10 protein-coding genes are annotated in these 13480 nt (G+C 70.8%); 2 read left to right on the top strand and 8 right to left on the bottom strand.

What is annotated here, in order from left to right:
- Positions 1-8: 8 nt before the first annotated feature.
- From CRT60_RS12695 to CRT60_RS12660, 8 genes are all read right to left on the bottom strand, one after another.
- Positions 9-194: a hypothetical protein gene (locus tag CRT60_RS12695; RefSeq protein ID WP_098736757.1), complete on the bottom strand. Its 186-nt coding sequence runs from the start codon at positions 192-194 to the stop codon at positions 9-11.
- A complete protein-coding gene (locus tag CRT60_RS12690) occupies positions 191-1339 on the bottom strand; it encodes a PepSY-associated TM helix domain-containing protein (RefSeq protein ID WP_098736756.1) in 1149 nt (382 codons plus the stop codon). The genes CRT60_RS12695 and CRT60_RS12690 overlap by 4 nt, the downstream gene beginning before the upstream one ends.
- 57 nt (positions 1340-1396) lie before the next feature.
- On the bottom strand, positions 1397-3856 hold the full coding sequence (locus CRT60_RS12685) for a TonB-dependent receptor (RefSeq protein WP_244592448.1): 2460 nt from the start codon (positions 3854-3856) through the stop codon (positions 1397-1399).
- Positions 3857-4037: 181 nt separating this feature from the next.
- Positions 4038-5090, bottom strand: a complete 1053-nt coding sequence (locus tag CRT60_RS12680) for a FecR family protein (RefSeq protein ID WP_098736755.1) — start codon at positions 5088-5090, stop codon at positions 4038-4040.
- A 99-nt stretch (positions 5091-5189) separates the two neighbouring features.
- The gene (locus CRT60_RS12675; protein ID WP_098736754.1) at positions 5190-5714 is read right to left on the bottom strand and encodes an RNA polymerase sigma factor; all 525 of its coding nucleotides are present in this window, start codon (positions 5712-5714) and stop codon (positions 5190-5192) included.
- A gap of 213 nt (positions 5715-5927) precedes the next feature.
- The gene (locus tag CRT60_RS12670) at positions 5928-8438 is read right to left on the bottom strand and encodes a TonB-dependent siderophore receptor (protein ID WP_244592447.1); all 2511 of its coding nucleotides are present in this window, start codon (positions 8436-8438) and stop codon (positions 5928-5930) included.
- A gap of 112 nt (positions 8439-8550) precedes the next feature.
- Positions 8551-9498, bottom strand: a complete 948-nt coding sequence (locus CRT60_RS12665; protein WP_161958036.1) for a FecR family protein — start codon at positions 9496-9498, stop codon at positions 8551-8553.
- Complete coding sequence (locus tag CRT60_RS12660) at positions 9495-10001, bottom strand: sigma-70 family RNA polymerase sigma factor (RefSeq protein ID WP_098736752.1); 507 nt, start codon at positions 9999-10001, stop codon at positions 9495-9497. Before CRT60_RS12660 ends, CRT60_RS12665 begins: the two co-directional genes overlap by 4 nt.
- A 283-nt stretch (positions 10002-10284) precedes the next feature.
- Between CRT60_RS12660 and CRT60_RS12655 the strand changes: the two genes are divergently transcribed.
- Both CRT60_RS12655 and CRT60_RS12650 read left to right on the top strand, forming a co-directional pair.
- Positions 10285-11493 (top strand): efflux RND transporter periplasmic adaptor subunit, encoded by a 1209-nt coding sequence (locus CRT60_RS12655; RefSeq protein WP_098736751.1) that lies wholly within the window; start codon positions 10285-10287, stop codon positions 11491-11493.
- Positions 11490-13445 carry a MacB family efflux pump subunit gene (locus CRT60_RS12650; RefSeq protein ID WP_098736750.1) on the top strand — a complete coding sequence of 652 codons (1956 nt, stop codon included), beginning with the start codon at positions 11490-11492 and terminating at the stop codon, positions 13443-13445. Before CRT60_RS12655 ends, CRT60_RS12650 begins: the two co-directional genes overlap by 4 nt.
- Positions 13446-13480: the final 35 nt, after the last annotated feature.

The following is a 13480-nucleotide window of genomic DNA, read 5'->3' as shown; positions in this document are numbered from 1 at the left end:
AGGAGCCGTCAGCGCTCGCGGTTCCACCAGGACCGGGCGGCGGCCAGCACCGGCACCGACAGCGCCGCCCAGGACAGGGCGTCCACCAGCCCGTCGTCCAGCAAGGCCGTGACCAGCCCGGCGGCGGTGACGAGCGCGATTGCGGCGGGAATGCCGAAGATCGCCGGCAGGGGAAGGGGGGCGCGCGGCTTCATTCCGCGGCCTCTCCCACGGCGCTGCGCAGGCCGGGGGCGGCGTCGGCGTGGTCCTGCGCGGTGCGGCGGCGGGCGACCCAGAGATAGAGGCCGCTGCCGAGGATGACGATGGTCAGCACGTCCAGCACCGCCCACAGGATCTTCATCGGCAGCCCGCCGTAATCGCCGAAATGCAGCGGCTGCGACAGCCGCAGCGCCAGCATGTACCAGGGCATCGAGCGCATGTCGGTGAAGGCCCCGGTCTCGGCATCGATCAGGGCGGGGGTCAGGATGCGGTTGGTGGCCGGCGTGGCTCCCTTCAGCCAGACCGCGTAATGGTGGTTGCTGGAAAAGCGCACGCCGGGGAAGGCGATGAATTGCGGGCGCATGCCGGGGGCCGCCGCCATCGCGGTGCGGACGGCGGCATCGACGGAGGCGAAGCGCTCCGGCACCGGCTTGCCGGCGTAGGGGGCGATCATCGCCGCCAGCTCGTTGGAGCGCCAATAGGCGACCAGCGGCACCGACAGGGTGTTGATGACGCCGGTCAGCCCGACCACAACCACCCACATCAGCGTGACGATGCCCAGCATGTTGTGCAGGTCGAGCCATTTCAGCCGCCTGCTGCGCCCGGCCCGCACGGTGCCGAAGGACAGCTTGCGCATGAAGGGGGCGTAGATCACCACCCCCGACACCGTGGCGACGAACAGCAGGAAGCCCATGAATCCCAGGAACAGCTCGCCGGGCAGGCCGGCGAACATGTCCACATGCAGGCGCAGCATCACATGCATGAAGCCCTTGTCGTCGTTCAGGTCGGCCAGGATTCGCGTGCTGCGCAGGTCGATGGCGGAGATGTGCATCTGCGACACCGGCGGGCGGGCCCCCGGACCGGTGGTGACGTTCACCACCGGCCGGTCCTCGTCGAAGCTGAGGAACAGCGGGCGCTCGCCGGGGTAGGTCGCCAGCGCCGAGGCCACCGCCTCGTCCAGCGATTTCAGCGGCGTTTCGGCCGGCATCGGCGGCAGGGTGTGTTCCGCCGTCAGCGCCTCGATCTCGTCATGGAAGATCAGCGGCAGGCCGGTCAGGCACAGCAGCAGCATGAAGACCGTGCAGATCAGGCTGGTCCATTTGTGGATCAGCGTCCAGACCCGGATGGTTCGGTTGGTCATCGCAAGCTCCTCATGCCGCCCTCAGGAATGCCGCCTCTGGGACTGTATCGGCCCCGGTCAGAAATCGACCGAGACGGACAGCTTGGCCGTCAGCGGGGCGCCCTGGCTCAGGTAGCCGCCATAGGCCGACGCCCAATAGGCCTTGTCGGTCACGTTCTCCACCGCCGCGCGGATGGTGACCGGACGGTTCTGGACGTCGGCGATCATCCGCGCGCCGACGTCGAAGCGGGTCCAGCTCGGGATCTTCAGCGTGTTGGCGGTGTTGAGATACTGCGACCCGGTGTGGATCACGCGGCCGGTCAGCGTCACGGTTGGGAAGGAGGCGGGAAGGAAGGGCAGGTCCCATTCGACGTTGGCGTTGAACTGGTGGCGCGGCACGCCGACGGCGTCCTTGCCCTCGGTCGCGGCGTTGCCGGTGTCCGTCAGTTCCGGATCGATGACGGTGGCGCCGCCCAGCAGGCGCAGGCCCTGCACCGGCTCGCCATACAGCATCAGCTCGACGCCGCGGTTGCGCTGCTCGCCCGACACGCTGTAGAGGCGGGTGAAGCCGTCGGTGACGCCGCTGGGCTGGGTGGTCTGGAACAGCGACAACGAGCCGCCGAAGCTGCCGAAATCGAGCTTGCCGCCGACCTCGTACTGGACCGAGCGGTAGGGCTCGAAGATCTCTCCGGCATTGGCCGCGGTGGACGGGGCGGTCGGACCCTGCGCCAGCCCTTCGATGCGGTTGGCGTAGAGCGACAGTTCCTTCAGCGGCTTCACCACCAGCCCGACCACCGGCGTCAGCGCCGACTGGTCGTAATCGGAGGTGCGGGCGCCGTTGGCGCGGTTGTAGCCGCGGACCTGGATGTTCTGCTGGCGCAGGCCGGCGGTGAGCATCACCCGGTCGTCCAGGATCGACAGCGTGTCGGAGGCGTAGAGGCTGCGCAGCACCGACTCGCTGACCTTCGGCAGGTCGCCCGTCATGCCGCTGGCCGAGGTCGTGGCCGAGCGCGGCATCCCGACCATGCGGTAGAGGTTGATGGCGGTGGTGGTGCCGAATTCGAAGCCGTTGTTGTTGGTGGTCCGCAGGGCGGAGGCGCCGGCGTTCAGCTGGTGGCGGACCGGGCCGGTGTGCAGGTCGGCCCGGACGCCGGCCTGGCCGGTGCTGGTGAAATCCTCGCGCGGGACGGTCAGGCGCCTGACCGTGCCGGTGCCGTCGGGCCGCGTGACGGTGGGGGAGCCGTAGTCGCCGTCCTCGCGCATGCTGCGCAGGCCGAAGGCGCCGTAGGCGGTCAGGTTGGGCAGGATGTCGTATTCGGCGCGGACCTGTCCGAAGGTGTCGCGCATCTGCGAATAGGTCCAGGGCTGCGCGTAGTTCTGCGAGGCCGACGGCACGGCCGGCACGAAGCTGCCAAAATAGACCACCGGGCGGCCCTGCTCCACCCGCTGGGTCTGGGTGCCGACATCGAGCGTCACGCGGGCGCGCTCGCCGCGGTAGTCCAGCGCCAGGGAGCCGAGCTTCAGCGTCCGCTCCTCGTCGTCGACGGCGGTGTCGCCGCCGCGGACCGCGGCGTTGACGCGCACGCCGAACTGGTTGGCGTCGCCGAAGCGGCGGCCGACATCGGCGGACAGGCCGAGCCGGCTGTCCATCGCATAGCTGGCGGTCAGGCGGGTCAGCGGCTCGTCCTCCGCCCGCTTGGGCACGAGGTTCACGCCGCCGCCGATGCCGGAACCGCTGGGGGCCGCCCCGTTCAGGAAGGCGTTGGCGCCCTTCAGCACCTCCACCCGCTCGAACATGTTGGTGGCGACGATCTGGCGCGGCGCCGTGCCGTAGAGGCCGTCGACCGACAGATCCTCGCCCGCCAGCTGGAAGCCGCGGATGACGAAGCTCTCCGCGAAATTGCCGTAGCCGAGGCTGCTGCGCACCGCCGGGTCGTTGGCCAGCACGTCGGCGATCGTCTCCGCCTGCTGGTTGCGGATGGTCTCGGCGGTGTAGCCGGTGACGGAGAACGGAACGTCCATCGCGTCTTGGTTGCCGAGCGCGCCGATGCGCCCGCCGCGCGCCACCTGTCCGCCGGCAAAGGCCGGGGGCAGGGCGCCCGGACCGGTTGCGGCCCGGTTGCCTTCGATCTGCACCGGGTCGAGCTGGACGGCGCCGCCGGCCGCCACCCGCTCGACCGTGACGGTTTCGGTGTTGAGGAAGCGGGCGACCAGCCCGGTGCCGGACAGCAGGCGGTTCAGCCCCTCGCGCGCGGTCATCGCCCCGCTGACGCCGGGGGAGGCGACGCCCTGGGTCACGGCGCCGGGGGTCAGCACCTGGATGCGGGTGGCGGCGGAGAAGGCGGCGAGCGCCCCGTCGACCGACTGCGGCGCGATAGCGAAGCTGACGGCAGTGGCCGGGCTGGTTTGAGCCATCGCCGCGGGACTGCCGGGCAGCAGCAGCCCCGGCGCGATCAGCACCGTCGTCGCCAGCAGCCGTCCCAGGAACCTGCGGCCGAACGGGCCGTCCTGGACGCTGCCCCGACATCCACCCTTCACGCCAAACTTCGCCCCAAACTTCGCCAATGCCATCGCTCGCCTCTGATATCCGGTGAGAGACCGCGTCGCGTTCTGCGACTGCGTCTCATTCTCTTCTTTCCCGGACATGACGATGGGACGGCGGAGATCCCTGGGTGGTTTTTTTCAGGCCTGCCGATTTTTTTCAGGCCGGCAGCATTTTTTAGCGCAGCAGGGTCAGGTAGGGGGTGATGCGGGTGGCGTGGACGCCGAGGCCGCGTTCCAGCGCATCGAACACGGCATCCGGCCGGTCGAGCGCGAAGACGCCGGAGACCACGCGCTCCGCCGCCTCGTCGTTCAGCAGCACCACCCGGCCCGGCCATTGCCCGTTCAGCGCGGCGATGACGGAGGCCAGCGACTGCTGGCGGAAGACGATCTGCCCCTGGCGCCAGGCGAAGGCGACGGCGGGATCGGCCGCCCGCGGCCCGCTCAGGCCGAGCGGACCGGCCTCAGCACTTTGGCCCGCGTGCAGGCGGACGCTGTCGGGCCAGGGGGCGCGGCTGTCGGTGCCGGGATGTGCGGAGACCTCGACCAGCCCGTCGCCGACGGTGACGGTCGTGCGCCCGTCCTCGCGCCGGACGCTGAACTGGGTGCCGAGCACGCGGGCGGCGCCGGCCCCGCCATCGACGACGAAGGGACGGTCGGGGTCGCGGGCGACGTGGAACCACGCCTCTCCCCGCAGGATGCGGACGCGCCGCTCGCCGTCCCGGAAATCGAGCGCGAGCGCGGTGCCGCCGTTCATCTCGGCGGTCGAGCCGTCAGGCAAGGTCAAGGTCCGGCGCTGTCCGGCCGGGGTGACCTGATCGGCGACGGCATCCTGGTAGAGCGTCGGTCCGCGCCAGACGCCGAGCCCGCCGACAACCAGCAGGACCGCCATCGCCGCGGCGAAGCGCCGGACACCGGCCGCCGCCGGGCGGCGGGACGGCGCGCTGCGGAACCCGGCATAGGCAGCACGGTGGGCATCACGGTGGGCCGCGCGGGCCGGCTCCTTCAGGTCGTGCAGCAGGCTTTGCACGTCGGTCCAGGCATCGGCATGGGCCGGGCTGCGGGCCAGCCATTCGGCGAAGGCGGCACGCTCCGCCGCGGTGTGATCGTCGGATTGCAGGCGGAAGAACCACGCGTTGGCTTCGGAGAACAGCCGGTCCCCGTCGGAACCGATGCCGTCGGATCCATTGTCTGCCGCTCCCCTGCGCTGGCCGTCCCGATGATCCGTCACGTCTTGCCGCAAGCTCCTGTTTGCCTCGTGTGGTTGAAGACGACCGACGGAGGCCGATCCCTCAAAGAAAATGACCGGTCGGGACGCGAACCCCGCCGGTCAGCGCAGCGGGCGCCGCCTCATGTGGGCGCGGCACTGCTCCAGCGCCGTGCGCAGATGGTACTCCACCGTGCGCGGCGAGATGCCCAGCCGCTCGCCGATGGCGCGGTAGGGCAGCCCTTCGACATGGTAGAGCAGGAACACCTCGCGGGTTTTGGGGGGCAGGGCATCGATGGCGCCGCGCAGCCGGGCCATGGTCTGGGTCCGCTCGACCAGCGCGTCGGCGGCGGGGCCGGCGGCCGGCAGATCGTCGTCGGGCGGACCGGCCTCGCGCAGGCGCTGGCGCCGGGCGGCCCGGCAATGGTCCAGCGCGATGCGGTCGGCCACCACATAGAGCAGGCCCGCCGGATTCTGGACCGCCTCGCCGTCGGGCAGGCGGGCCAGCCGCAGGAAGGCGTCCTGCGCCAGATCGCCCGCCGTCTGCGGGTCGCCGGTCCGCCGCGCGATGGCACGCTCCACCCGCAGCCGATGCGCATCGAACAGCTCCGCGATCTTGCGCGCCCATGTGCCGACGGCGCCTGTCATCGGGCGCGCCGGGGCCGGGTGGCGTCGGGGAGGAGAGGGCGGAAAATGTCGGTCACGGATGCGCGGGTTGCCGGGTGCAGGGAAGCCGGCAGCCATCGGGCCATCGCCCGGAACGCCGGTCGCACCGGTATAGCCGCACCGGGCTTAGAATGCGAACCATTCTTATTAGCGGGAGATGCCCGGTCGGGACATCTCCCGTTTCCTTCCCGACGCTTACCAGGTCGCGCGCAGCGACAGCATCGCGTTGCGCGGCTCGCCGTAATAGCCGTAGCTCTGGATGCTGGTCATGTATTTCTTGTCGAACAGGTTGTTGACGTTCAGCGTCGCCGAAACCTTCTCGGTGATCCGGTAGCGGGTCATCAGGTCCACCACCGCGTAGCTGCTCTGCTCGGTGCGCCGGCTGCCGGTGCCGTTGTAGATGTCGCCCTGCCACTTCACATTGCCGCCGACGGTCAGGCGGTCCCAGGAGCCCGGCAGCCGGTAGGTGGTGAACATCTTCAGCGTGTCGCGCGGCACATAGGTCAGCAGCCGCTGGCCGCTGGCGTCCTTCACGGTGGTGTGGGCGAAGCCGCCGCCGACCTGCCAGCCGGGCAGCATCTCGCCGGTCAGCTCCAGCTCGAAGCCCTTGCTCTTGGCGCCCTTGGCCGCCTTGTAGGCCTGCCCGCCGTCGGGGGTGAAGCGGCCGCTGTCGGCGACGGCCAGATTGTCCTGCTGGATCAGGAACACGGCGGCGCTGGCGTTCAGGCGGCCACCGAAGAACTCCGCCTTCACGCCGGCCTCATAGGCGTCGCCGTCGATCGGGTCGAGGCTCTTGCCGGCGACGTCCTTGTAGTCCTGCGGCTTGAAGATGCTGGTGTAGCTGCCATAGACCGACCAGATGTCGGTCACGTCGAAGACGATGCCGGCATAGGGGGTGAGCACGCCGTTCTCCGACCGCTTGTCCGCGGTGCCGGCGGCGTCGTTCGGGTGGCTCTCCTCGCTCTGCTCCCAGCGGCTGATGCGACTGCCGAGGATGACGGACAGGGCGTCGGTCGGCCGCAGCCGCGTGGCGAGATAGGCCGCCATCTGCCGTTCGTTGGTCTGCGACCAGCCTGTCGGGTTCAGCGTCGGCTGGGCGATACGGCCGTTCCATGTGTAGTAGTTGGAAATCGAGGTGTCGTAGCCGTCGATGTACCAGAGCGGATAGTCGAGCCCGCTGCGCTTGGCGTAATAGCCGCCGACGCCGGCCATCAGGTCGTGGGTCCGCCCGAACAGCTCGAAGGGGCCGGTCACGTCGGCGTTGATGGAGGTCTGCTGCAGGGTCGAATTCCAGCGGCCGGGCCAGATGCCCATGCCGGTGCCGTCACGGTCGAGGGTGCCGCGCACGCCGTAGCCGAGCAGGCCGTCATATTCGCGCGTGCTGTGCTCGACATTCAGCGTCGCCGTCCAGCCATTGCCGAAGCGGTGCTTCACGTCGCTGAAGACGGTCAGGTTGTCGTGCGTGAAATAGGCCCAGTCGGCCCCGCTGTTGAAGGAGCGCGAAAAATCCGTCCTGCCGCCGTCGGCGAAGAACAGCGGAAAGCCGGCGCGCGAGGCGTCGTCCGACCTGTGCTTCTGGTATTCGATCCCGGCGGTCCACAGCGTGTCGTCGCTGATGTCGGCCTCCAGAACGCCGTAGAGCACCTTCTTGCGCTCGTGCAGCCGGTCGATGAAGCTGTCGCCGTCCTGATAGGCGCCGACGACGCGGCCGCGCAGGCGGCCGTTCTCGACCAGCGGGCCGGACAGGTCCGCTTCGCCGCGGTAGCGGTTCCAGGAACCGCCCTGTCCCTGGACATAGCCCTGGACGGTGGGGGTCGGGCGCTTGCGGACCAGATTGACCGCCGCGGAGGGATCGCCGACGCCGTTCAGCAGGCCGGCCGCCCCGCGCACCACCTCGACACGGTCGAACAGCGCCATGTCGGAGATGCTGTCGCCGAAGCCGTACACCGTCGAGCGCGGGATGCCGTCGACCTGATAGTTGCTGACGGCGAAGCCGCGGGCATAGATCTCGGAGCCGTCGCTGCCGAGTGCCGCGGACTGCTGCCGCGTCACGCCGACGGTCTGGTTGAGAACGTCGCGGATCTCGTTCAGACCCTGGTCGTCCATGCGCTGGCGGGTCATGACGCTGACCGACTGCGGCGTCTCGCGCAGCGTCAGGTCGAGCTTGGTGGCGCTGGTCGACGGGCCGGCGGCGGTGTAGGAGCCGCTGCCCTCGCTGCGGCCGCGGTCGCCGGAGGCGACGCCCTGCACCGTCATCGTATCGAGCATCGTCGCGCCGTCGCTGCCGCTGACCGGCTTTTCCAGCGTCACCGTGTCGGCATCGACGAAGCGTGCGGTCAGACCGGTCCCCGCCAGCAGACGCACCAGCGCCTCGCGCGGGGCCATGGTTCCGGTCACGCCGGGGGAGGAGAGGCCCTGCGCGATGTCGGTCGGGTAGAGGATTTGAAGCCCGGCGGCCTGCCCGTAGGCGGCCAGCACGCCCGGCAGGGGACCGCCGGCGATGGCGAAGGCGCGCGTGCCGGTCTGCTGCGCCACCTGCGGAACGGCCCCGGCGGTGGCCGCCGCCTGTGCGCCATGCAGCGCGGTCGACGCCAGCAGCATCCCCATCAGGACCGGCTTCCAGCCGATCCGGCCACCACTTGCCTGTCCCCCGGCCACCCGTTTGCCGACCGCCCGTCCTGTCGGGCGCGCCCCAGTACCAACCATCGCTACGACCCCCAAAAATGCGAATGAGTTGCATTTGCCATTCGGTGAGTCAGGACGCTGGCCGAAGGGCGGTCCCTCACCCCCCTTCGCAAAAAAAACTCTGCGGAACCGGTTAGACGGAACGGATGATGACCAGTCCGGGAAAAGGCCGCATCGTGCGCACGGGCAGGGTGCGGACGATGGCGTTGAGCGCTGCGTCCGGGCGGGCGATGTCGACGCTGCCGTCCACCCGCAGAGCCGCGAGCGGACTGTCCCACAGCAGGATGCGGGCGGGATGGTAGCGGTTGAGATCGGCGACCACCGCATCGAGCGGCTGGGCCTGGAAGACCAGCCGCCCCTGCCGCCACGCGGTCTCCGCCGCCACCCCGTCGCGCAGCAGGGGGCCGGGGCCGTCGGGACCGTAGCTGCGGCAATGGCCGGCGGCGAGATGGACCGGCGGCCGGTTCCCCGCCGCCAGCGTGGCCGTGCCCTTTTCCACCGCGACCACCACATCCTCCGGCCGGCGGTGCACGGTGACGGTGGCGTCGACCATGGTGACGCTGCCGTCGGCGCAGGCCACCGCGAAGGGGCGCCCCGGATCGGCGGCGGCGACGAAGCGCGCCCGGCCGTCGATCAGGCGGACCCGGCGCTCCGCGGTGGAAAACTCCACGGCGAGCGCACTGCCGGCGTCGAGCTCGACCGACGAGCCGTCGGCAAGCGCCAGGGAGCGGCGCTCGCCGGTGCCGGTGCGGATCTCGCCCGGCCAGCCGGTCAGGACCACCGTCGCGCCCAGCCCGGCGGCGCAGGCCGCGGCCCCGCCCACGCCGAACGCCAGCAGCCGGCGCCGGGTCGGCAGCGGGCGCACGGCGCGGCGCGGGTCGGGAACGCGGCCGAGATCGCCCCAGACGCCGGACAGCCGGTCGAACTCCTGCCGATGGGCGGGATCCCGTGCCAGCCAGTCGGCGAAGGCCGCCCGGTCGGCCGCGTCGGCGTCGCCGGATTCCAGGCGGACGAACCATGCCAGCGCCGCCTCGCGCGGGTCGCCGGACGGCTCCGGCGGTCTGCCGTCGCGACCGGTCACAGGGCCAGCCGGTCGCGGCAATGGGCCAAGGCCTTCATCACATGCTTCTCCACCATGCTGCGCGAAATGCCCAGGCGCACGGCGATGTCGGCATGGCTCAATCCGTCGAATTTGTGAAGTAGAAACACCTCCCGGCAGCGCGGCGGCAGTTCGGCCAGCGCGCGGCTCAGCCGTTCCAGCCGCTGCTTGTACTCCAGGGCGGTTTCCGCGTCGGGCTCCTCCAGCGGGCGTTCCATCCCCAGCTCGGCCGGGGCGAAGCGGCGTCCGCGCCGGGTCTCCGCCCGCAGCCGGTCGAGCGCGATGTTGTCGGCCATGCGGAACAGGTAGGAGCGCGGGTTGTCGATCTCCGGCAGGGCGGCCAGGCTGCGCAGGCGCAGGTAGGTGTCCTGCACGACGTCTTCGGCAAGGCAGAGCGATCCGAGGCGCCGGGCCAGATGGCCGGTCATCTCCTCGTAATGGACGATCAGCAGACCCAACAGGGAAGACCGGTCTCTTTCAGCCATGACCTCGGCGACACCCGTTCCAGCGATCCATCGGAAATCCAGTCCTAACCATGAATGATAATCATTCGCAATCAATACATCGCCCTTTGCAAAAAACTTCGCGAAACGGGGGTGAGGGAGGGACCGGCGGCGGTCGTCATGACGTGAAGGCGGTCTATGCGCCCGTTTTCGCCGGCTGGAGGATGTCGCTTCGGGGGTGAGGATCGAGCATCCGCCAAACGTCTATTATTGAGAACGACACGCATTCGCGCATTTCGATTCCACAGGGACAGCGACCGCCGCCATGACCAGATCACCCCCGCCCGCCCGCCGCCGGTACAGGGCCGTTCTCGCCGTCGGGGTGGTCGTCGCCGGCTTTGCCACCGCCGCCCTGTTGCGTCCCGGCGACCCGGCCGCCTCCGCCGAACTGGCGGCGATCGGGCGCGGCACGGTCGAGGACACGGTGACCGCACTCGGAAAGATCCAGCCGCGCGCCTATGTCGATGTCGGCGCCCAGGTGTCGGGACAGCTGATGCGGCTGCACGTCAAGGTCGGGCAGATGGTGCGCGAGGGCGACCTGCTGGCCGAGATCGACCCGGCGCTGCAACAGGCCAAGGTCGAGGCCGGCCGTGCCGAGCGCGCCCGCCTGACCGCCCTGCTGGACGAGCTGCGGGCACGCGCCGACTTCGCCCAGGCCCAGCTTGCCCGCCAGACCGCGCTGCGCCGGGTCGAGGCCGGGCGCGGCGAGTCCTACGACCAGGCGCGCATGGAGGCGCGCACCGCCGCCGCCCAGGTCGATGCCACGCTCGCCCAGATCCGCCAGACGGACTCGACCCTCCAGGCCGACGAGGCGCAGCTCGGCTACACCCGCATCTACGCGCCGATGAGCGGCACGCTGATCGCGGTGGACGCCCGCCAGGGCCAGACCATCAACTCGACCTACGAGGCGCCGGTCCTGATGCGGATCGCCGACCTGTCGGCCATGACCGTCTGGACCCAGGTGTCGGAGGCCGACATCACCCGCCTGACCGACGGCATGCCGCTCTACTTCACCACGCTCGGCCATCCCGGCCGGCGCTGGACGGCGCGGTTGCAGCAGATCCTGCCGGCGCCGCCGAAGCCGGTGACGAGCGGCTCCACCAACGGCGCGGCCTCGTCGGGCGGCGGGACGGGGGCCAGCACCGTCGTGCTCTACACCGCCCTGTTCGAGGTCGCCAACGAGCGCGGCGAGCTGCGCCCGGAGATGACCGCCCAGGTCTTCTTCGTCGCCGCCGAGGCGAAGGATGCGCTGACCGTCCCGGTCGCCGCCCTGACCGCGACGGACGAGGCGTCGGGGCGCCACAGCGTCGCGATGATCGGGGAGGGCGGCGCCGTCGTGACGCGCGAGGTGCGCATCGGCGTGCGCGACCGCTTCAACGCCCAGATCCTGCAAGGGCTGGCCGAGGGCGAGCGGATCGTGGTGGGCTGGCGGACCGACGACGGCCGGCCGCCCCGCATCGGGTTCCGGCTGTGAGCGCCCCCCTCCTCGTCCTGGAGGACATCCGCAAGACCTACGCCACCGGCGGCGGCGTCGCGGTGGAGGTGCTGCGCGGCGTCTCGCTGACCGTCGAGGCGGGGGAGTTCGTCGCCATCGTCGGCAGCTCCGGCTCGGGCAAATCGACGCTGATGAACATCCTCGGCGGGCTCGACCGCCCGACCTCCGGCAGCTACCGGGTCGGCGGGCGCGACGTGTCGGAACTGGAGGGCGACGGGCGGGCGGCGCTGCGGCGTGACGGCTTCGGCTTCGTCTTCCAGCATTATCACCTGATCCCCGGCACCTCGGCGCAGGAGAATGTCGAGATGCCGGGCCGCTATGCCGGCCTGCCCGCCGACTTGCGGGAAAGCCGCGCCGCGGCATTGCTCGGCCGGCTCGGGCTGGCGGAGCGCCGCCACCACCGGCCCAACCAGCTGTCGGGCGGCCAGCAGCAGCGCGTGTCGATCGCGCGGGCGCTGATGAACGGCGCGCCGGTGATCCTGGCCGACGAGCCGACCGGCGCGCTCGACAGCGCCAGCGGCGCCGAGGTGGTGGCCCTGCTGCGCGAACTGGCCGCCGAGGGCCGCACCATCGTCCTGATCACCCACGACCGCAAGGTGGCCGAAGCCGCCGACCGGGTGGTGGAGATGCGGGACGGGCGGATCGTCGCCGACAGCGGCACCGATGGCGGCAGGCGATCCCGTACCGCCGCTCCCGCTCCCGCTCCCGCCCCGGTCCCGGCGGAGCGCCATACCCCGGCCTCCGTCTGGACCAGCGCCGGGGAGGCGTTCGCGGCGGCGCTGCGCTCGCTGGGGGCGAACGGTTTCCGGACGGCGCTGACCCTGCTCGGCATCGTCATCGGCGTGGCGTCGGTGATCGCACTGCTCGCCATCGGCGAGGGCGCCAAGCGGGCGGTGATGGCGCGGGTCGGCGCGCTGGGGGTGAATTTGGTCTATGTGCTGGCCGGCAGCGGGGATCCCCGCCTGCCGACCACGCCGCTGACCGAGGCGGACGGCGAGGCCATCCTGCGGCTTCCCAACGTCGAGAGCGTCATGCCCTACCTCGACATGCCGGTGATGGTGCGGTACGGCAACATCGACCACCGCACCAGCGGGCTGGCGACCTCGGCCTCGCTGCCGCTGACCCACCGCTGGCCGGTGGCGCTCGGCTCCTTCTTCACCACCGCCGACGAACGGGCCGGGGCGGCGGTCGCCGTGCTCGGCCACAATGTCGCCAAGCGGCTGTTCCCGAACGGGGAGTCGCCGCTCGGCCGCCATGTGCAGGTCAACAACATCCCCTTCCAGGTCACCGGCGTGATGGGGCAGAAGGGCGACCTCACCGGCAGCCAGGACACCGACGACTGGGTGTTCGTGCCGCTGTCCACCGGGGTGCAGCGGCTGGTCGGCAAGCCCGACCTGCAGCTGATCCTGGTGTCGGTCCACGATGTCGGGCGCATCGCCGCGACCCGCGACGCCATCAGCGAGCTGATGACCAAGCGGCACGGTCAGGAGGATTTCCAGATCCGCGACGTGACCGCGCGCATCAAGACGGCGACCGAGACGCAGGACACCATGACGCTGCTGCTCGGCAGCGCCGCGGTGGTGACTCTGCTGGTCGGCGGCATCGGGGTGATGAACATCATGCTGGTCAGCGTGACCGAGCGGACCCGCGAGATCGGCATCCGCATGGCCGCCGGGGCGCGGGCCGCCGACATCGAGCGGCAGTTCCTGATGGAGGCGGCGCTGGTCGCCGGGCTGGGCGGTCTGGTCGGGGTGGCGCTGGGGCTGGCGAGCGGCGCGCTGGTCGGGCTGTTCGTGATGCCGGTGCTGTTCACGGCGACCGCCATCGCCGGGGCGGTGACCTCGGCGGTGGTGACCGGGCTGGTCTTCGGCCTGATCCCCGCCCGCCGCGCCGCCCGTCTCGACCCGGTGGCGGCGCTGTCGAGCGAGTAGGGCGTGAAGATAGGCGAAGGGGCGGGATGCCCCTT

Origin of the sequence: Azospirillum palustre, from assembly GCF_002573965.1 — a bacterium.
In the GTDB taxonomy this organism is placed as follows: domain Bacteria; phylum Pseudomonadota; class Alphaproteobacteria; order Azospirillales; family Azospirillaceae; genus Azospirillum; species Azospirillum palustre.
The sequence above is the reverse complement of the archived record's forward strand: the minus strand, read 5'-3'. Positions and strand labels throughout refer to the sequence as shown.